General features: G+C 45.4%; 25 protein-coding genes. 20 read left to right on the top strand and 5 right to left on the bottom strand.

Going from position 1 to position 16,741, the window contains the following annotated elements:
- Positions 1-22: 22 nt before the first annotated feature.
- The 17 genes from rplN to rplQ all read left to right on the top strand — a co-directional run bounded on the left by rplN (position 23) and on the right by rplQ (position 8,578).
- Complete coding sequence (gene rplN / locus FKN16_RS07770) at positions 23-394, top strand: 50S ribosomal protein L14 (RefSeq protein WP_004410450.1); 372 nt, start codon at positions 23-25, stop codon at positions 392-394.
- Positions 395-407: 13 nt separating this feature from the next.
- Positions 408-725, top strand: a complete 318-nt coding sequence (gene rplX, locus FKN16_RS07765; protein ID WP_005379574.1) for a 50S ribosomal protein L24 — start codon at positions 408-410, stop codon at positions 723-725.
- A gap of 23 nt (positions 726-748) precedes the next feature.
- A complete protein-coding gene (gene rplE / locus FKN16_RS07760) occupies positions 749-1,288 on the top strand; it encodes a 50S ribosomal protein L5 (RefSeq protein ID WP_005379573.1) in 540 nt (179 codons plus the stop codon).
- Between the two features lie 17 nt (positions 1,289-1,305).
- A complete protein-coding gene (gene rpsN, locus FKN16_RS07755; RefSeq protein ID WP_012841173.1) occupies positions 1,306-1,611 on the top strand; it encodes a 30S ribosomal protein S14 in 306 nt (101 codons plus the stop codon).
- Positions 1,612-1,640: 29 nt separating this feature from the next.
- Entirely contained in the window at positions 1,641-2,033 is a 393-nt protein-coding gene (gene rpsH / locus FKN16_RS07750; protein WP_005379572.1) for a 30S ribosomal protein S8, read from the top strand.
- A gap of 13 nt (positions 2,034-2,046) precedes the next feature.
- Complete coding sequence (rplF, locus tag FKN16_RS07745; RefSeq protein WP_005392377.1) at positions 2,047-2,580, top strand: 50S ribosomal protein L6; 534 nt, start codon at positions 2,047-2,049, stop codon at positions 2,578-2,580.
- Positions 2,581-2,589: 9 nt separating this feature from the next.
- Complete coding sequence (gene rplR / locus FKN16_RS07740) at positions 2,590-2,943, top strand: 50S ribosomal protein L18 (protein ID WP_005379568.1); 354 nt, start codon at positions 2,590-2,592, stop codon at positions 2,941-2,943.
- A gap of 14 nt (positions 2,944-2,957) precedes the next feature.
- The gene (rpsE, locus tag FKN16_RS07735) at positions 2,958-3,461 is read left to right on the top strand and encodes a 30S ribosomal protein S5 (RefSeq protein WP_004745894.1); all 504 of its coding nucleotides are present in this window, start codon (positions 2,958-2,960) and stop codon (positions 3,459-3,461) included.
- Between the two features lie 7 nt (positions 3,462-3,468).
- On the top strand, positions 3,469-3,645 hold the full coding sequence (rpmD, locus tag FKN16_RS07730; RefSeq protein ID WP_005379565.1) for a 50S ribosomal protein L30: 177 nt from the start codon (positions 3,469-3,471) through the stop codon (positions 3,643-3,645).
- A gap of 5 nt (positions 3,646-3,650) precedes the next feature.
- Positions 3,651-4,085 carry a 50S ribosomal protein L15 gene (gene rplO, locus FKN16_RS07725; protein WP_005383155.1) on the top strand — a complete coding sequence of 145 codons (435 nt, stop codon included), beginning with the start codon at positions 3,651-3,653 and terminating at the stop codon, positions 4,083-4,085.
- A 20-nt stretch (positions 4,086-4,105) separates the two neighbouring features.
- A complete protein-coding gene (secY, locus tag FKN16_RS07720; RefSeq protein ID WP_005379562.1) occupies positions 4,106-5,440 on the top strand; it encodes a preprotein translocase subunit SecY in 1,335 nt (444 codons plus the stop codon).
- A 38-nt stretch (positions 5,441-5,478) separates the two neighbouring features.
- Positions 5,479-5,592, top strand: coding sequence for a 50S ribosomal protein L36 (gene rpmJ / locus FKN16_RS07715; RefSeq protein WP_000868186.1), 114 nt, complete (start codon positions 5,479-5,481; stop codon positions 5,590-5,592).
- A gap of 149 nt (positions 5,593-5,741) precedes the next feature.
- Positions 5,742-6,098, top strand: a complete 357-nt coding sequence (gene rpsM / locus FKN16_RS07710) for a 30S ribosomal protein S13 (protein WP_005383154.1) — start codon at positions 5,742-5,744, stop codon at positions 6,096-6,098.
- Positions 6,099-6,116: 18 nt separating this feature from the next.
- On the top strand, positions 6,117-6,506 hold the full coding sequence (gene rpsK / locus FKN16_RS07705; protein WP_001118870.1) for a 30S ribosomal protein S11: 390 nt from the start codon (positions 6,117-6,119) through the stop codon (positions 6,504-6,506).
- Positions 6,507-6,533: 27 nt separating this feature from the next.
- Positions 6,534-7,154 carry a 30S ribosomal protein S4 gene (rpsD, locus tag FKN16_RS07700; RefSeq protein WP_005383146.1) on the top strand — a complete coding sequence of 207 codons (621 nt, stop codon included), beginning with the start codon at positions 6,534-6,536 and terminating at the stop codon, positions 7,152-7,154.
- Positions 7,155-7,178: 24 nt separating this feature from the next.
- Positions 7,179-8,171 carry a DNA-directed RNA polymerase subunit alpha gene (gene rpoA, locus FKN16_RS07695; protein ID WP_005383143.1) on the top strand — a complete coding sequence of 331 codons (993 nt, stop codon included), beginning with the start codon at positions 7,179-7,181 and terminating at the stop codon, positions 8,169-8,171.
- A gap of 26 nt (positions 8,172-8,197) precedes the next feature.
- Positions 8,198-8,578 (top strand): 50S ribosomal protein L17, encoded by a 381-nt coding sequence (gene rplQ / locus FKN16_RS07690; RefSeq protein WP_005383141.1) that lies wholly within the window; start codon positions 8,198-8,200, stop codon positions 8,576-8,578.
- A 135-nt stretch (positions 8,579-8,713) separates the two neighbouring features.
- On the opposite strand, the gene FKN16_RS07685 is transcribed toward rplQ, so the two are convergent.
- Together FKN16_RS07685 and FKN16_RS07680 are read right to left on the bottom strand one after the other, a co-directional pair.
- The gene (locus FKN16_RS07685) at positions 8,714-9,193 is read right to left on the bottom strand and encodes a DUF2780 domain-containing protein (protein ID WP_012841172.1); all 480 of its coding nucleotides are present in this window, start codon (positions 9,191-9,193) and stop codon (positions 8,714-8,716) included.
- Positions 9,194-9,346: 153 nt separating this feature from the next.
- Entirely contained in the window at positions 9,347-9,967 is a 621-nt protein-coding gene (locus FKN16_RS07680; protein ID WP_005392370.1) for an FKBP-type peptidyl-prolyl cis-trans isomerase, read from the bottom strand.
- 232 nt (positions 9,968-10,199) lie between these two features.
- Here FKN16_RS07680 and FKN16_RS07675 point away from each other — a divergent pair, with 232 nt between their 5' ends.
- Entirely contained in the window at positions 10,200-10,796 is a 597-nt protein-coding gene (locus FKN16_RS07675) for a LysM-like peptidoglycan-binding domain-containing protein (RefSeq protein WP_047009022.1), read from the top strand.
- 81 nt (positions 10,797-10,877) lie between these two features.
- Here FKN16_RS07675 and FKN16_RS07670 read toward each other — a convergent pair whose 3' ends face one another.
- Positions 10,878-11,339: a GNAT family N-acetyltransferase gene (locus tag FKN16_RS07670; RefSeq protein WP_048626712.1), complete on the bottom strand. Its 462-nt coding sequence runs from the start codon at positions 11,337-11,339 to the stop codon at positions 10,878-10,880.
- Between the two features lie 142 nt (positions 11,340-11,481).
- On the opposite strand from FKN16_RS07670, the gene dbpA reads away from it, so the two are divergent.
- Entirely contained in the window at positions 11,482-12,861 is a 1,380-nt protein-coding gene (gene dbpA, locus FKN16_RS07665; protein ID WP_170902417.1) for an ATP-dependent RNA helicase DbpA, read from the top strand.
- A gap of 43 nt (positions 12,862-12,904) precedes the next feature.
- Here the strand turns inward: dbpA and FKN16_RS07660 are convergent, their stop codons facing one another.
- Entirely contained in the window at positions 12,905-13,483 is a 579-nt protein-coding gene (locus tag FKN16_RS07660) for a Crp/Fnr family transcriptional regulator (RefSeq protein WP_170902416.1), read from the bottom strand.
- Positions 13,484-13,580: 97 nt separating this feature from the next.
- Positions 13,581-15,542: a 2',3'-cyclic-nucleotide 2'-phosphodiesterase gene (gene cpdB / locus FKN16_RS07655; RefSeq protein ID WP_170902415.1), complete on the bottom strand. Its 1,962-nt coding sequence runs from the start codon at positions 15,540-15,542 to the stop codon at positions 13,581-13,583.
- Between the two features lie 275 nt (positions 15,543-15,817).
- On the opposite strand from cpdB, the gene cobA reads away from it, so the two are divergent.
- Positions 15,818-16,693: a uroporphyrinogen-III C-methyltransferase gene (cobA, locus tag FKN16_RS07650; RefSeq protein ID WP_170902414.1), complete on the top strand. Its 876-nt coding sequence runs from the start codon at positions 15,818-15,820 to the stop codon at positions 16,691-16,693.
- Positions 16,694-16,741 lie beyond the last annotated feature (48 nt).

Here is a 16,741-nt window from a genome sequence, read left to right as displayed (position 1 = left end):
TAATATTTAGCGGAGCACTAACATGATCCAAATGCAAAGTATGCTGGACGCAGCTGATAACTCAGGCGCACGCAGCGTAATGTGTATTAAGGTTCTGGGTGGCTCTCACCGCCGTTATGCACATATCGGTGACGTCATCAAAGTTACTGTGAAGGAAGCAATCCCTCGCGGTAAAGTTAAAAAAGGTGATGTTCTGAAGGCGGTGGTAGTGCGCACCCGTAAAGGCGTACGTCGTCCTGACGGTTCTGTCATTCGCTTCGACCGAAATGCTTGCGTATTGCTAAACGACAATACTGAGCAACCAATCGGTACACGTATCTTTGGTCCTGTGACACGCGAACTTCGTGGCGATAAGTTCATGAAGATCGTTTCACTGGCTCCAGAAGTTCTGTAAGGAGCACGTAGAAATGGCAGCTAAAATCCGTCGTAATGACGAAGTAATCGTTCTTGCTGGTAAAGACAAAGGCAAGAAAGGTAAAGTAACTAAGGTTCTAGCAACTGGTAAAGTTATCGTTGAAGGTATCAACCTAGTTAAGAAGCATCAGAAACCTGTTCCAGCTATGGGTATCCAAGGCGGTATCGTAGAGCAAGAAGCAGCAATCGACGTTTCTAACGTGGCGATTTTCAACGCAGCTACTGGTAAAGCTGACCGTATCGGTTTCCGTTTTGAAGACGGCAAAAAAGTTCGTTTCTTCAAGTCTAACGGCGAAACCGTTTCTAACTAATAGAAGTAATTTGGAGTTCTACTATGGCGAAACTGCATGATTACTACAAGTCGTCTGTAGTCGCTGAACTGACCAAACAGTTCGGTTACACAAGCGTCATGCAAGTCCCTAGAATCGAGAAAATCACCCTAAACATGGGTGTTGGTGAAGCAATCAACGATAAGAAACTGCTAGAAAATGCAGCGTCTGATATGGCAACGATCTCTGGTCAAAAGCCACTTATCACAAAAGCGCGCAAATCTGTTGCAGGTTTCAAAATCCGTGAAGGCTACCCTATCGGTTGTAAAGTAACCTTGCGTGGCGAACGTATGTGGGATTTTCTTGAGCGTTTAATTAACATCGCTCTTCCACGTGTACGTGACTTCCGTGGTGTTAGCGCTAAGTCTTTTGACGGTCGCGGTAACTACAGCATGGGCGTTCGCGAGCAAATCATCTTCCCGGAAATCGACTTTGATAAAGTTGATCGTGTACGCGGTTTAGACATCACTATTACGACGTCTGCTGGTACTGATGAGGAAGGCCGTGCTCTGCTGGCTGCCTTTAACTTCCCATTCCGTAAGTAAGGTGAAGGGTTACTGTTATGGCTAAACAATCAATGAAAGCACGTGAAGCTAAACGTGCACAGCTAGTAGCTAAGTTCGCTGAAAAGCGTGCAGCGCTAAAAGCTATCATCAGCGATGTAAACGCATCTGAAGAAGATCGTTGGAACGCGGTTCTTACACTGCAATCTCTTCCACGTGATTCAAGTGCATCACGTCAGCGCAACCGTTGCAACCAAACTGGTCGTCCACACGGTTACCTACGTAAGTTCGGTCTAAGCCGTATTAAGGTTCGTGAAGCTTGCATGAAAGGCGAGATTCCGGGTCTTCGTAAGGCTAGCTGGTAATTGCCACTTAATCATTTGGAGTAAATCATATGAGCATGCAAGATCCGATTTCGGATATGCTGACCCGCGTTCGTAACGGTCAGGCAGCAAACAAAGTTGCTGTAAAAATGCCTTCTTCAAAGCTTAAAGTTGCAATTGCTGCACTACTAAAAGCTGAAGGTTACATCGTTGACTTCGCTGTTGAAGGCGAAGCAAAACCTGAGCTAGAAGTTACACTTAAGTACTTCCAAGCTAAACCAGTAATCGAGCAACTTAAACGTGTTTCTCGTCCAGGTCTACGTGTTTACAAGAAGAAAGATGAACTTCCTTCTGTAATGGGTGGTCTTGGTATTGCTATCGTTTCAACTTCCAAGGGTCTTATGTCAGACCGCGCTGCACGTAAAGCAGGTCTTGGTGGTGAAATCATCGCTTACGTAGCTTAATAAGGAGTAGACTATGTCTCGTGTTGCAAAAGCACCTGTCGCTATTCCAGCTGGCGTAGAGGTGAAACTAAACGGCCAAGAAATCACTGTAAAAGGTGCGAAAGGCGAACTAACTCGCGTTCTTAACGATGCAGTTGTAATCGCTCAGGAAGAAAATAACCTGACTTTCGGTCCTAAAGAAGGTGTTGCTAACGCATGGGCTCAAGCAGGTACTGCTCGCGCTCTAGTTAACAACATGGTTGTTGGTGTTACTGAAGGCTTTACTAAGAAGCTAACTCTTAAAGGTGTAGGTTACCGTGCTGCTATCAAAGGCAACGCTGTAGGTCTAACACTAGGCTTCTCACACCCAGTTGAGCACGAGTTGCCAGCGGGTATTAAAGCTGAATGTCCAAGCCAAACTGAAATCGTGATCACTGGTGCTGACAAGCAACTAGTTGGTCAAGTTGCGGCTGACATTCGTTCTTACCGTGAGCCTGAGCCATACAAAGGCAAAGGTGTTCGTTACGCAGATGAAAATGTGCGTACTAAAGAAGCTAAGAAGAAGTAAGGTAACACTATGGATAAGAAAGCATCTCGCATCCGTCGTGCTACACGTGCACGTCGTAAGATTGCAGAACTGGGTGCGACTCGCCTAGTTGTACACCGTACTCCTCGTCACGTGTACGCACAGGTTATCGCGGCTAACGGCTCTGAGGTTATCGCAGCAGCTTCTACTGTAGAAAAAGCGATCCGTGAGCAAGTGAAATACACTGGTAACGTTGATGCAGCTAAAGCAGTGGGTAAAGCTATTGCTGAGCGCGCTCTTGAGAAGGGCGTAACTGCAGTTGCATTTGATCGTTCTGGTTTCCAATACCACGGTCGAGTAGCGGCGCTAGCAGAATCTGCTCGCGAAGCTGGTCTGAAATTCTAAGGTAGGGTTGGAAGATGGCTAAAGAACAACAAGTTCAAGCGAATGATTTGCAAGAAAAGCTAATCGCAGTTAACCGCGTATCTAAGACGGTTAAAGGCGGTCGAATCATGAGCTTCACTGCACTAACAGTAGTTGGTGACGGTAATGGTCGTGTAGGTTTCGGTTACGGCAAAGCTCGTGAAGTACCTGCAGCGATTCAAAAAGCAATGGAAAAAGCGCGTCGTAACATGACTACGATCGCTCTAAACGAAGGCACTCTTCACCACCCAGTGAAAGGTCGCCATTCGGGCTCTAAAGTTTACATGCAGCCTGCTGCAGAAGGTACTGGTGTTATCGCAGGTGGTGCGATGCGTGCAGTACTAGAAGTTGCTGGTGTACACAACGTACTATCTAAAGCGTACGGTTCTACGAACCCTATCAACATCGTTCGTGCAACGATCGATGCACTAGGTAGCATGAAGTCACCAGAAATGGTTGCTGCTAAACGTGGTCTAACTGTTGAATCTATTTCGGAGTAAGAACACCATGGCAACTATTAAAGTAACTCAAACTAAAAGCTCAATTGGTCGTCTGCCAAAGCACAAAGCTACTTTGCGCGGTCTAGGTCTTCGTAAAATCAACCACACAGTAGAACTTGAAGATACTCCGTGTATTCGCGGTATGATCAACAAGGTTTACTACATGGTTAAAGTTGAGGAGTAATCAGAATGCGTTTGAATACTCTAGCACCGGCTGCTGGCGCGAAAACTTCTGCGAAGCGAGTAGGTCGTGGTATCGGTTCAGGCCTAGGTAAAACTGGTGGCCGTGGTCACAAAGGTCAAAAATCACGTTCTGGCGGCAGTGTTCGTCCAGGTTTCGAAGGCGGTCAGATGCCTCTGAAACAACGTCTACCAAAATTCGGTTTCACTTCTCGTAAGAGCCTAGTGTCTGCTGAAGTTCGTCTAGCTGAGCTAGCGAAAGTTTCTGGTGACGTAGTTGATCTAAACAGTCTTAAAGCTGCTAACATCATCACTAAGAACATCGAATTTGTAAAAGTTGTTCTTTCTGGTGAAATCAACAAAGCAGTGACTGTGAAAGGTCTACGTGTGACTAAAGGCGCTAAAGCTGCAATCGAAGCTGCAGGCGGTAAAATCGAGGAATAATCTCGAGGAACGAGGTACAGATGGCTAAGAAACCAGGACAAGATTTTCGTAGTGCTCAGAGCGGCTTAAGTGAACTAAAGTCGCGCTTGTTATTCGTAATTGGTGCACTTTTAGTATTCCGAGCCGGCTCCTTTGTGCCGATTCCTGGTATTGACGCTGCTGTACTTGCCGATTTGTTCGAACAGCAAAAAGGTACCATCGTTGAAATGTTTAACATGTTCTCCGGTGGTGCTCTTGAGCGTGCATCTATATTAGCATTGGGCATCATGCCGTATATTTCGGCATCTATTGTTGTCCAATTGCTAACTGTAGTTCATCCAGCGTTAGCTGAACTCAAAAAAGAGGGTGAAGCAGGCCGTCGTAAGATCAGCCAATACACACGCTACGGCACGCTTGTACTTGCAACCTTCCAAGCTATAGGTATTGCAACTGGCCTACCAAACATGGTCGACAATCTGGTTGTTATCAACCAAACCATGTTTACGCTAATTGCTACCGTAAGTTTAGTAACCGGTACCATGTTCTTAATGTGGTTAGGTGAACAAATTACAGAGCGAGGAATTGGTAACGGTATTTCGATACTGATTTTTGCAGGTATTGTTGCTGGATTGCCTTCTGCAATCGGTCAAACAATCGAGCAAGCGCGTCAAGGTGAATTGCATGTACTTCTTCTGTTGCTAATCGCGGTATTAGCTTTTGCAGTCATTTACTTCGTTGTTTTCATGGAACGTGGTCAACGCCGAATCGTCGTTAACTACGCGAAGCGTCAACAAGGTCGTAAAGTATTTGCTGCACAAAGCTCGCATTTGCCTCTTAAAATTAACATGGCAGGTGTTATTCCAGCGATTTTTGCATCAAGCATTATCTTGTTCCCAGGAACATTGGCTCAGTGGTTTGGTCAAAACGGCGAGAGCAGCGCGTTCGGTTGGTTAACTGACGTGTCTTTGGCTCTTAGCCCAGGTCAACCGTTGTATGTAATGCTTTATGCAGCAGCAATTATCTTCTTCTGTTTTTTCTACACGGCGTTGGTTTTCAACCCGCGTGAAACAGCAGATAACTTGAAGAAGTCTGGTGCATTCGTACCCGGTATCCGCCCAGGTGAGCAGACAGCGAAGTACATTGATAAAGTAATGACACGTTTAACCCTTGCTGGTGCACTGTACATTACCTTTATCTGTCTGATTCCCGAGTTCATGATGGTCGCGTGGAACGTACGTTTCTACTTCGGCGGTACATCGCTACTAATCGTAGTTGTTGTAATTATGGACTTTATGGCACAGGTACAGACTCATCTGATGTCTCAACAGTATGATTCTGTGTTGAAGAAAGCGAATCTGAAAGGCTACGGCCGTTAATCCGGCGGTAGACTCAGTTTCATTTACGGAGTTTAGCAATGAAAGTTCGTGCTTCCGTTAAAAAAATCTGCCGTAACTGTAAAGTAATCAAGCGTAACGGTGTCGTTCGCGTGATTTGCAGTGAGCCAAAGCACAAACAGCGCCAAGGCTAATTAGCAGAAATTTTTACTTGAAAATGAAGGTTGGGTCGAGTATATTCCTCGGCCTACCTTTTGCGTGCAAAAGAAGTAGTATTCCGCAGCGTATCCATAACGGGCTTTGCTGCGGCTAATTCTTTTATAGAAACACTTAGGAGTGAATAATGGCCCGTATAGCAGGCATTAACATTCCTGATCAGAAACATGCAGTAATCGCTCTAACAGCGATCTACGGCATCGGTAAAACTCGCTCTCAAGCTATCCTAGCTGAAGTGGGTATTGCTGAAAATGTTAAGATCAGTGAACTAACTGAAGAGCAGATCGATCAACTGCGTGATGGTGTAGCTAAGTACACTGTAGAAGGTGATCTACGTCGTGAAGTATCTATGAACATCAAGCGTCTTATGGACCTTGGCTGTTACCGTGGTCTTCGTCATCGTCGCAGTCTACCACTACGTGGACAGCGTACTAAAACCAACGCTCGCACCCGTAAGGGTCCGCGTAAGCCGATCAAGAAATAATCGGGAAGGTAGAGTACAATGGCTAAACAACCAACTCGCGCTCGTAAGCGCGTACGCAAGCAAGTTGCAGATGGCGTTGCGCACATCCATGCTTCTTTCAATAACACAATCGTAACCATTACTGACCGTCAAGGTAACGCTCTTGCATGGGCTACTGCAGGTGGTTCTGGTTTCCGTGGTTCTCGTAAGTCTACTCCGTTCGCTGCACAGGTTGCTGCTGAGCGTTGTGCTGAAATGGCTAAAGAATACGGCCTAAAGAACTTGGAAGTTATGGTTAAGGGTCCTGGTCCAGGTCGCGAATCTACTGTTCGTGCACTAAACGCCGCTGGTTTCCGCATCACAAACATCGTTGATGCTACACCAATCCCTCATAACGGTTGTCGTCCACCTAAGAAACGTCGCGTATAACGTTTCTAGGACAATTGGAGAAGAATCATGGCAAGATATTTGGGTCCTAAGCTGAAGCTTAGCCGTCGTGAAGGCACTGACTTATTCCTTAAGTCTGGTGTTCGCGCGATCGATACCAAGTGTAAAATTGATAACGCACCAGGTGTACACGGCGCTCGTCGCGGTCGTCTATCTGAGTATGGCGTTCAGCTTCGTGAGAAGCAAAAAGTACGTCGTATGTACGGCGTTCTAGAAAAACAATTCCGTAACTACTACAAAGAAGCTGCTCGCCTAAAAGGCAACACTGGTGAAAACCTACTTCAGCTTCTTGAAGGTCGTCTTGATAACGTAGTTTACCGCATGGGCTTTGGTGCAACTCGCGCAGAAGCACGTCAGCTAGTTAGCCACAAAGCTATCCTAGTAAACGGTAAAGTTGTAAACGTTCCTTCTTTCAAAGTAGCGGCTAATGACGTTGTTTCTATTCGCGAGAAAGCTAAACAGCAAGCTCGTATTAAAGCGGCTCTAGAAGTTGCTGAACAACGTGAAAAACCAACTTGGATTGAAGTAGATGGTGGCAAGATGGAAGGTACATTCAAGCGTATGCCTGAGCGTTCTGATCTATCAGCTGACATCAACGAACAATTGATCGTCGAGCTTTACTCTAAGTAAGGTTTAAACTAAAGAGAGGACACAATGCAGGGTTCTGTAACAGAATTTCTTAAGCCACGTCTAGTTGACATCGAACAAATCAGCTCGACTCACGCAAAAGTAACTCTTGAGCCATTAGAGCGTGGCTTTGGTCATACTCTGGGTAATGCACTTCGCCGCATTCTTCTATCTTCTATGCCTGGTTGTGCAGTGACAGAAGTAGAAATCGAAGGCGTACTTCACGAGTACAGCACTAAAGAAGGTGTACAAGAAGATATTCTTGAAATCCTTCTAAACCTTAAAGGTTTGGCAGTGCGTGTTGCTGAAGGCAAAGATGAAGTGTTCATTACTTTGAACAAATCAGGCTCGGGCCCTGTGGTTGCAGGTGACATCACCCATGATGGTGATGTAGAGATCGCTAACCCTGAACACGTTATTTGTCACCTAACGGATGACAACGCTGAAATCGCAATGCGTATTAAAGTAGAACGTGGTCGTGGTTATGTTCCAGCTTCTGCGCGTATCCATAACGAAGAAGACGAGCGTCCAATCGGTCGCCTACTAGTAGATGCTACTTACAGCCCAGTAGACAAAATTGCCTACGCTGTAGAAGCAGCTCGTGTAGAACAGCGCACTGATCTAGACAAGCTTGTTATCGATATGGAAACAAACGGTACTCTAGAACCTGAGGAAGCAATCCGTCGTGCAGCTACAATCCTAGCTGAACAATTGGATGCATTCGTAGATCTTCGTGATGTACGAGTTCCTGAGGAGAAAGAAGAGAAGCCAGAATTCGATCCGATCCTACTGCGTCCTGTAGACGATCTTGAACTAACAGTTCGCTCTGCTAACTGTCTGAAAGCAGAAGCGATTCACTACATCGGTGATCTAGTACAACGTACTGAGGTTGAGCTACTTAAAACGCCTAACCTTGGTAAAAAATCTCTTACTGAGATTAAAGACGTACTTGCGTCACGTGGTCTGTCTCTGGGCATGCGCCTAGAAAACTGGCCACCTGCATCAATCGCTGAAGATTAATCGATACTAGTTAGAAGGATTAGGTCATGCGCCATCGTAAGAGTGGTCGTCAACTCAACCGCAACAGCTCACATCGCAAAGCGATGTTCAGCAACATGGCTAGCTCTCTAGTACGTCATGAAGTTATCAAGACTACTTTGCCAAAAGCAAAAGAGCTACGTCGCGTAGTTGAGCCTTTGATTACACTAGCTAAGACTGACAGTGTTGCTAACCGTCGTCTAGCATTTGCACGTACTCGTGACAACGAAGTAGTTGCAAAACTATTTAACGAACTAGGTCCACGTTTTGCTGCTCGTCAGGGCGGTTACACTCGTATCCTAAAAGCTGGCTTCCGTGCTGGTGATAAAGCTCCAATGGCTTACATTGAGCTTGTAGATCGCCCAGCTGCTGAAGAAGCTGCTGAGTAATCAGTTCGTAAGAACGAGAAAGCCGAGCGTTAGCTCGGCTTTTTTGTATCTGCGATTCAGTAAATCTTTATATCCAGCCTGCATTTATTTTACTCCATGCAGACTGGCAATTTAAAAAGTGATTATCACTTGCGCTTATTTACTAGTATTCCACAACCCGCCCAACGAACTTAGAAGTCCCTCGCTAGCGCCTTGCTTGTTCAAGTAATCCAAGATTACTGGAGCAAACTGACTGATCATAGAGGGATCCAAACCCAACGTATCGAATGCACTTTTTACTGCACTGATATTCTCAATATTCCCCAGTAAGCTTTGTGCTCCTTGCAAGTTTGAAAGCCCAGGAATCAAAGACTGTAATTCACTGCTATTTTCTTGTGAAAGCTGGCTTTGAGCCAAAGCGAGTAGTGCGCCACTACCTCCAGCCGCTTGTTCTGTAGATACAGGTAATTGGCTAGTTAGCATGTCTGTTAATGGAGATGATTCAGTGTTCAGGCTACTACCTACCATATCCATTAGGCCACTTTCTTTACTTTTTTGCGTGACGGAATCTAAGAATGCGTGTGCACTACCAATGTTCATTGATAAGAGTGCCAGAGTCAGGAGTGTTTTACGCATAGTACCTCCGAAGGTTGAGCGTTTTTAACGTGATTTTATTGTTTTAAAGGCTATCAGAATGAAATGTTTAGAGGTGAGAAAGTCTATTCAGTTTAGACAAAAAAACGGCGCTAATGCGCCGTTTTATTAAATCATAATTGAAAATGGTTTCAATTAAAGAATATCTAGTAGTTCTACTTCGAAAACTAGTGCTGCGAATGGAGGGATAGCTGCACCAGCGCCACGCTCACCGTACGCAAGGTCTTGTGGTACGTATAGTTTCCACTTAGAACCAACAGGCATTAGTTGTAGTGCTTCTACCCAGCCTTTGATTACGCCTGTAACAGGGAATTCAGCTGGTTGACCGCGAGATACAGAGCTATCGAATACAGTACCGTCAGTTAGCTCACCGTGGTAGTGAACGCGAACTGAGCTTTCTGCTGTTGGAACTGCACCAGTACCTTCAGAAATGATTTCGTACTGAAGGCCAGAGTCTAGAACGTTAACTTCAGGGCGTAGTGCGTTGTCTTTTAGGAACGCTTCGCCTTCTGCTGCTGCAATTTTCGCTGCTTCTTGGCGAGCGGTTTCTGCACGAGTGTGAAGTTCTTGTAGTGCTTTGTTGATTTCATCAATTTCGATTGATGGCATGTCACCAGTTAGTGCTGTTGCAATACCCGCTGCGATAGCATCAACGCTAAGACCTTCAAGACCAGAACCTGCAAGTTGCTGACCCATTTGCAGACCAATGCCGTAGCTTGCTTTTTGTTCTGCAGTTTCAAATTTAATTTCAGACATGAATGTCGCTCTTGTTAGGAGTGATAAAGGCAACAGGATATCAGTTTCGAGCTTAGGTTTAAATGATTGCGACTGAATGCTTAATTGAGGCGGCCAGGGTGTGACTTATCTCTTACTCCAAGTGAAATTTCTGCTAATTTAATCCAAATTCCATTTTAGTTTAGTGAAAAACATATACTCTCCGCGTCGGTATTTTTATACTGGCAGTAGAAGTATTAAGGGACTCATTAAAATGAATCGTCGCAGAAAGAAAAAGCAGCAAGTCGACTATGTCGAATTGGTTAAACAAAAATTCGCTGCTATCGACTGGAAGCAGCCGTTCAACAAAGAGCAGTGGTTGGAGCGTATACAGCCTGTTAAGCAGTTTTGGCTGCGCCTACCGAAATTCCATCAACGAGCTTTGATGGTTTTAGTACCATTGATTCTGGTACTCCTTGTTATTCCTTTGCCGAATAAAACAGAGCAATCAGTTGAGCAAGCTGAGGTCGATCATCAGCGCGTAGCGATTCAGCTGAACGCACAGAGTTTAAGCCAGCAAAGAACCTCTCAGAATTCTGGGCCGAAATCCGAAGACTGGAAAGAGTACACGGTTAAAAATGGCGACACGTTAGCGCAGGTTTTCAGAAGTAATAAGCTCTCGATGGCGGATCTTAGCGCTCTAGTAAAAATCGAAGGCAGTGATAAGCCGCTGAGCCAAATTAAACAAGGACAATTGATTCGCTTTAAGCTTAGCGATGAAGGCGAGTTGGATATGCTGCAACTAGAAAAAAGCGGCCGGTCCGTCATGTTTTTCCGCTTATCGGATGGGACCTTTGGGCGCAACAAGTAGATGCTTCAAATGAACTAAAGACGCGAAGGTATCGCGTCTTTTTAGTTTATCTATAAATTAGTTAACCTAGCAATGAACGCGTTATATCGCTACGGCTTCTTTTCGCATATCCACATGAGGAATACCATCCTCTAGGTAGCTATCAGAAATAACTTTGAATCCATGACTAGCATAAAACTGGATGAGATGCTCTTGAGCTCCTATATCAATCGTCTGTCCTGGCCACAATATTTCACACTGTGTTAATGCCTCTTCCAGCAACTTATGTCCCAGACCATCACCACGCGCAGTTTGTTTGGTGACGACTCGACCAATGCTCACATTGTCATACGTCGTGCCAGCGGGTAGCAATCGTGCGCAAGCAACAAGTTCATCACCGTGGTAACCTATTAGATGATAAACACCTTCCAGTGTGTCTTTGCCATCCAGTTCAGGATAAGGGCAGGTTTGTTCAACGACGAATACATCCACACGTAATTTCATCATTGTATACAATTGTGTGGTTGTCAGTTGAGCAAAGGGCAAAGTAATCCAAGTGAGCATGTTGTCATCCGTCATGAGAGTAGAGTGACTGACTTTACTTTGTTTTGTACTCATACTCATTAACAAAGGTTAATTATCACTGGTTTTCCCACCAAATCTGGTGATAATGTGCCCTCTTTTCATCTCACCTGAGGATATTCCCGTGAGCAAACAAACTTTTGATCAAGTCGGGCTAAACCCAGCGTTACTCGCCACACTTGATTCCCTGAACTACACCCACATGACGCCAATTCAAGCTTTGAGTTTGCCTGCAATCCTAAAACATCGTGATGTCATCGGGCAGGGTAAAACGGGCTCAGGTAAAACCGCTGCATTTGGTTTGGGTGTTTTATCGAACCTTAACGTCAAACGCTTTCGTGTCCAGTCATTAGTATTGTGTCCAACTCGTGAGCTTGCGGATCAAGTCGCGAAGGAAATTCGTACTTTAGGTCGTAGCATTCATAATATTAAAGTGCTTACTCTCTGCGGTGGGATGCCAATGGGGCCACAAATTGGTTCTCTGGAGCATGGCGCGCACATCCTAGTCGGCACACCTGGCCGTATTTTGGATCACCTTGAGAAAGGCCGAATTAACCTTAGCGAGCTGAATACCTTGGTGCTAGATGAAGCTGATCGCATGTTGGACATGGGTTTCCAAGACGCATTAGATGCGATTATTGATGCAGCGCCAAAGCAGCGTCAAACTCTACTTTTCAGTGCTACTTTCCCGGAGAAAATTGAGCAAATTGCGCAGCGTATTATGCAGACGCCTGAAGTCATTAAGGTGGAATCGACTCATGATACCTCAAGCATTGCTCAGCATTTCTACAAAGTTGAAGGTTCGGAAGCGCGTGATGAAGCGTTGGCGAACTTGCTACTGACTCACCAACCAGAGTCCGCTGTGGTTTTTTGTAATACCAAAAAAGAAGTGCAAAGTGTCGCAGATGAGTTGCATCGCAAAGGGTTCAGCGTTATCGATATCCATGGGGACTTAGAACAGCGTGAACGCGATCAAGCATTGGTGCAGTTTGCTAACAAGAGTGTTTCTATCCTTGTCGCAACAGACGTCGCGGCGCGTGGTTTGGACGTAGATAACCTTGATGCAGTCTTTAACTTTGAGCTATCGCGCGATCCTGAGGTTCATGTACACCGTATCGGTCGTACAGGCCGTGCGGGTAGTAAAGGTTTGGCGTTCAGCTTCTTTGGAGAGAAAGACGGTTTGCGTGTAGCTCGTATTGAAGAATACCTGGATATGGACGTGGTACCAGCAACATTGCCTGCCAAATCAAATCAGCAGCCATACCAAGCGAAGATGGTGACGATTAACATTGATGGCGGTAAGAAACAGAAAGTACGACCGGGTGATATCTTAGGGTGTCTGACGGGGAAAAATGGTATCCCAAGCTCTCAAGTTGGCAAGATTCACCTGTTCCCGATGCGCGCCTACGTTGCGGTCGAGAAGTCAGCTGCCAAAAAGGCCCTACAAACCATTAGTAATGGCAAGATGAAAGGGCGTCAGTTCCGGGCGCGGCTTCTTAAATAGCATAGAAAGGCTCTTCGTTTGAAGAGCCTTTTCTTTTTCGAGTTTATTTGGATGTGTGATCTTTAGTTAAGCGCGCTTTAATTCGGCTCAAACTGATAGGCGTGATCCCAAGATAAGCAGCTATTTGGCTATCGGTAATACGTAGCTTTAAGTCTGGGTAATGGGCGCAAAATAGTTGATATCGTTCCTCTGGGGAGTAGAGCAGCATAAAGCGTTCTTTGTTCTCTTTATTAACCAGTTGGTTTTCGAGTAGCTTTAAGTAAATGGCGTGTTTTTCTGCTCGCCATTGATGCAGCGTTTCAATTGGTAAGCAAAATAGCTGACAAGCGCTCAGCGTTTCCAATAAGTAAGGCGAAGGTTGGTTCTTAATTATGCTCTCAAAGCCGATAACCCAGTCTTTCTCCCAATAAAACTCTTTATTGAACTCTTTGCCCTGCTCAGTGAGATAGCTTGCATGGCATAACCCTTCAATAATGAAGTAAAGGTGCGAGCTAAACTCTCCTTGGTGGCTAAGAATGTGGCGCGTAGGCAGTTCGAGTAACTCACCATTTTCGATAAGTTGGTTTGCTTCTGTGTCTAAGAAGCCATGATTGACTAAGTCTGAAAAAAGATCGCTGTGCATGTGATAACTCAGAAACGGTTTTCTTTATTCTAACGGGTTTTATTGATAACAAAAAAGCGGCTCATGAGAGCCGCTTAGCGTTGTTGTCAAATCAGCCTTACTTATTCAGATCGATTTGGTAAATCGCGAAACCGATGTCGTCAGTCGCGACACGTTTCATTGGGTATTGACCTTTATCTTTAATGAATTGCGCCGCTTTATCGCTAGGAGACGTTTCGAAGCGAATATCTAGCTTTTTATCGGATTTAATCGGTGCGAAAGACCAGTTGTTGTCAGCGCTTGGTGTCACTTCACCTTTTTCTTCACTCACGCGAGAAATATAAGCGGCGACGACAGAGCGGTTTTCATCTGGTGCGTCAAACGCAATAAAGTCTGGGCCCGTACCAGGGAAGGTATTGCTATAAGCACGGTAGTTATTGGTTGCGATGATGAAGTCCTGCTTCGAATCAACAGGCTTACCATTGAATGTCAGATTCACAATACGCTGAGAATCTGGATTGATCACTTTGCAACTCGCATCGTATTTGGGCGGTTGGGTGATATCGATCTGGTAGTTCACCCCATCAATGACATCGAAGTTGTACGTACGGAAATTATCCCAATCAACCAAAGATTGCGGTTCAGGATTGTTGATGTCGATGTGGTTGAATTGACCCGCGCTGCACTCTAGCCATTCGCGAACCTCTTTACCTTTCACTTTCATCGCGACCAAGGTGTTGGGATATAAATAAAGATCGGCAGCATTACGGAAGGTGAGCTGACCGGATTCGACTTCTGTAAAGTTATTCGGATCGTTCTTACGCCCCCCGACTTTAAATGGTGCTGCCGCACTCAATACTGGAATGTCAGCGAGATCTGGGTCGCCTTGAATAAAGCGTTCCACGTAATCTTTCTGAGCCAGGTTAACGATCTGAATGGTTGGGTCGTCCTGCACTAATGCCAAGAAGCTGTACATGACATCATTTGCTTTGCCGATTGGTTGGTTTACAAATTCACGAGTGCCTTTGTGATCCTCTTCTAACGCTTTCACAATATCTTCATCGGCTTTAGCCAATGACTTCTTATTTACTTTATCGAAGATAGGGCGTGCTTCTGCTTGGCCTTCAACAACTTGCCATCTGCCGTCTTCCTCTTTCAGCATCAAATCCATCACACCTACATGACTTCCCCAGCGACCAGGCATCACTGACGTCACACCATTGATGGTCCCTTTCTCGGTATCAACACCAGGTAGGTTTGCAAAGTCTTTCCCTGGGAAGACTGCGTGAGAGTGTCCAAAAGCAATGGCATCAATCCCATCAACTTGCGTTAAGTAATAGACAGAGTTTTCTGCGCCAAGCTTGTATGGGTCAGTAGAAATGCCCGAGTGTGGAATCGCCACAATCACGTCTGCGCCTTCTTTCTTCATTTGAGGAATCAGTTTCTCTGCTGTTTCCTTAATGTCTTTAGCAAAGACTTTGCCTTCTAAGTTCTTCTTATCCCACACCATAATTTGTGGTGGTACAAAGCCGATGTAACCCACTTTTATCTGATGCGCTTCGCCGTTTGTGTCTTTAAAGGTGTGAGTTTTGATCAGGTAAGGCTTGAAGTAATGCTCACCGGTTTTTTTATCAAATACGTTTGCGTTTATGTAAGGGAAGTTAGCGCCCGCCAACGTCTTTTGTAGAAAACCTAAGCCATAGTTGAACTCATGATTGCCAATGTTGCCCACATCGTAGTCTAGTTGGTTCATCGCCTTGTAGACTGGGTGGACATCACCAGCGTTAATCCCTTTCGCCGCCATGTAATCACCCATTGGGCTGCCCTGAATTAAGTCGCCGTTATCAACTAATACAGTGTTTTCTGCCTCGGACTTTGCCTGCTTCACTATGGTCGCAGCGCGACTAAGACCGATTTGCTGTGATGGTTGGTCTTTATAGTAATCGTAATCCATCACGTTGGTGTGAATGTCGGTGGTTTCGATAATACGAAGCTTGATGGTATCGGCCATCGCAGGGCCCGCAAGCGTTAGCATGCCACTTAACACTGCGAGGGAAATAGGGTGAACTGCCACTTTCATTTGGTGCTCCAATTCAATGGGAAGGGGGAATCGTACCGCGTAATGTATCAAACGCTGGTGCAACTTAATGATAAAGATACAGAAAACTGTGAACAGAAATCAGTTTACTGAACCTTATTCATATTAACCGCCGACTTTTTCACGCTTTTGAATGAGACCAAACAAAAACTTCTTAGCAGATTTTTGAATAAAAAATGAAATTTTAGAATTTCAGGTAATATAAACGCCCCGCCATAATGCTTGCATAACGATATCAATGGACGATGAGCAAGCACATGGCAACGAACGATTCAGTCACTTCTTTTCCTAAACCAAAGCCCCGGTTAGTTTTTGACAACTCAGTAGCTGGTGTTACTCGTTTTGCAAAGCAATCGCTACAGCCTGGTGAAGTCGCCTTAGTGGGGGCGGGGCCGGGTGATCCTGAACTTTTGACAGTGAAAGCACTGAACTGTTTGCAGCAAGCCGATGTGGTTTTGTACGACTACTTGGTGTCTGAAGAAATCATGGCCTTGATCCCTAGCGATACGATTTTAGTGTGCGTTGGGAAACGAGCTGGGCATCACAGTGTGCCGCAGGAGAAGACGAACCAGCTATTGGTGGACTTTGCCAAACAGGGCTACAAAGTAGTGCGCATTAAAGGTGGTGATCCATTTGTATTCGGTCGTGGCGGTGAAGAGCTGGAAGTGCTTGCTGATGCAGGCGTCCGTTTTCAGGTCGTCCCTGGCATTACCGCGGCAGCTGGCGCAACGGCCTATGCTGGGATTCCACTGACTCATCGCGATTACGCGCAATCGGCCATCTTTGTGACCGGCCACTTGAAAGAAGAAAGCGATGAGATGGATTGGTCCACGTTGGCGCGTGGGAATCAGACTTTAGTGATCTACATGGGGCTGATGAAATCACACTATATTCAGAATCAACTCATTAAGCATGGTCGTTCTGCGTCGACTCCGATTGCCATTATTGAGCGTGGTACGCAGATTCAACAAAAAGTATTTACGGGAGATCTCTCCCAACTCTCTGATTTATCGAAGGAAGCACAATCGCCATCTTTGATTGTTGTCGGAGAGGTAGTGCGACTGTCTCAAAAGTTAGACTGGTTTTTGTCTAGTACTGAATTCAACAAAAGTGCTATTGCCAACTCCATATAATTTCAGACCAAAGATTAGAGACGTAATGCGCCTTCAAGCTTAAAAAGG

Source organism: Vibrio sp. 11-4(1) (genome assembly GCF_013048625.1).
Lineage (GTDB): Bacteria > Pseudomonadota > Gammaproteobacteria > Enterobacterales > Vibrionaceae > Vibrio > Vibrio diabolicus.
This window is presented reverse-complemented; position numbering and strand designations above follow the sequence as displayed.

Excerpts from the sequence above, each read along its gene's own strand:
- rpoA (WP_005383143.1), top strand. The coding sequence starts at position 7,179 with ATGCAGGGTTCTGTAACAGAATTTCTTAAGCCACGTCTAGTTGACATC.
- rplR (WP_005379568.1), top strand. The coding sequence starts at position 2,590 with ATGGATAAGAAAGCATCTCGCATCCGTCGTGCTACACGTGCACGTCGT.
- rplN (WP_004410450.1), top strand. The coding sequence starts at position 23 with ATGATCCAAATGCAAAGTATGCTGGACGCAGCTGATAACTCAGGCGCA.
- rplQ (WP_005383141.1), top strand. The coding sequence starts at position 8,198 with ATGCGCCATCGTAAGAGTGGTCGTCAACTCAACCGCAACAGCTCACAT.
- rplE (WP_005379573.1), top strand. The coding sequence starts at position 749 with ATGGCGAAACTGCATGATTACTACAAGTCGTCTGTAGTCGCTGAACTG.
- FKN16_RS07660 (WP_170902416.1), bottom strand. The coding sequence starts at position 13,483 with ATGCACAGCGATCTTTTTTCAGACTTAGTCAATCATGGCTTCTTAGAC.
- rplO (WP_005383155.1), top strand. The coding sequence starts at position 3,651 with ATGCGTTTGAATACTCTAGCACCGGCTGCTGGCGCGAAAACTTCTGCG.
- rpsE (WP_004745894.1), top strand. The coding sequence starts at position 2,958 with ATGGCTAAAGAACAACAAGTTCAAGCGAATGATTTGCAAGAAAAGCTA.
- rplX (WP_005379574.1), top strand. The coding sequence starts at position 408 with ATGGCAGCTAAAATCCGTCGTAATGACGAAGTAATCGTTCTTGCTGGT.
- rpsM (WP_005383154.1), top strand. The coding sequence starts at position 5,742 with ATGGCCCGTATAGCAGGCATTAACATTCCTGATCAGAAACATGCAGTA.
- secY (WP_005379562.1), top strand. The coding sequence starts at position 4,106 with ATGGCTAAGAAACCAGGACAAGATTTTCGTAGTGCTCAGAGCGGCTTA.
- rplF (WP_005392377.1), top strand. The coding sequence starts at position 2,047 with ATGTCTCGTGTTGCAAAAGCACCTGTCGCTATTCCAGCTGGCGTAGAG.
- cobA (WP_170902414.1), top strand. The coding sequence starts at position 15,818 with ATGGCAACGAACGATTCAGTCACTTCTTTTCCTAAACCAAAGCCCCGG.
- FKN16_RS07685 (WP_012841172.1), bottom strand. The coding sequence starts at position 9,193 with ATGCGTAAAACACTCCTGACTCTGGCACTCTTATCAATGAACATTGGT.
- rpsD (WP_005383146.1), top strand. The coding sequence starts at position 6,534 with ATGGCAAGATATTTGGGTCCTAAGCTGAAGCTTAGCCGTCGTGAAGGC.
- rpsK (WP_001118870.1), top strand. The coding sequence starts at position 6,117 with ATGGCTAAACAACCAACTCGCGCTCGTAAGCGCGTACGCAAGCAAGTT.
- FKN16_RS07680 (WP_005392370.1), bottom strand. The coding sequence starts at position 9,967 with ATGTCTGAAATTAAATTTGAAACTGCAGAACAAAAAGCAAGCTACGGC.
- rpsH (WP_005379572.1), top strand. The coding sequence starts at position 1,641 with ATGAGCATGCAAGATCCGATTTCGGATATGCTGACCCGCGTTCGTAAC.
- cpdB (WP_170902415.1), bottom strand. The coding sequence starts at position 15,542 with ATGAAAGTGGCAGTTCACCCTATTTCCCTCGCAGTGTTAAGTGGCATG.
- rpmJ (WP_000868186.1), top strand. The coding sequence starts at position 5,479 with ATGAAAGTTCGTGCTTCCGTTAAAAAAATCTGCCGTAACTGTAAAGTA.
- FKN16_RS07670 (WP_048626712.1), bottom strand. The coding sequence starts at position 11,339 with ATGCTCACTTGGATTACTTTGCCCTTTGCTCAACTGACAACCACACAA.
- FKN16_RS07675 (WP_047009022.1), top strand. The coding sequence starts at position 10,200 with ATGAATCGTCGCAGAAAGAAAAAGCAGCAAGTCGACTATGTCGAATTG.
- rpmD (WP_005379565.1), top strand. The coding sequence starts at position 3,469 with ATGGCAACTATTAAAGTAACTCAAACTAAAAGCTCAATTGGTCGTCTG.
- rpsN (WP_012841173.1), top strand. The coding sequence starts at position 1,306 with ATGGCTAAACAATCAATGAAAGCACGTGAAGCTAAACGTGCACAGCTA.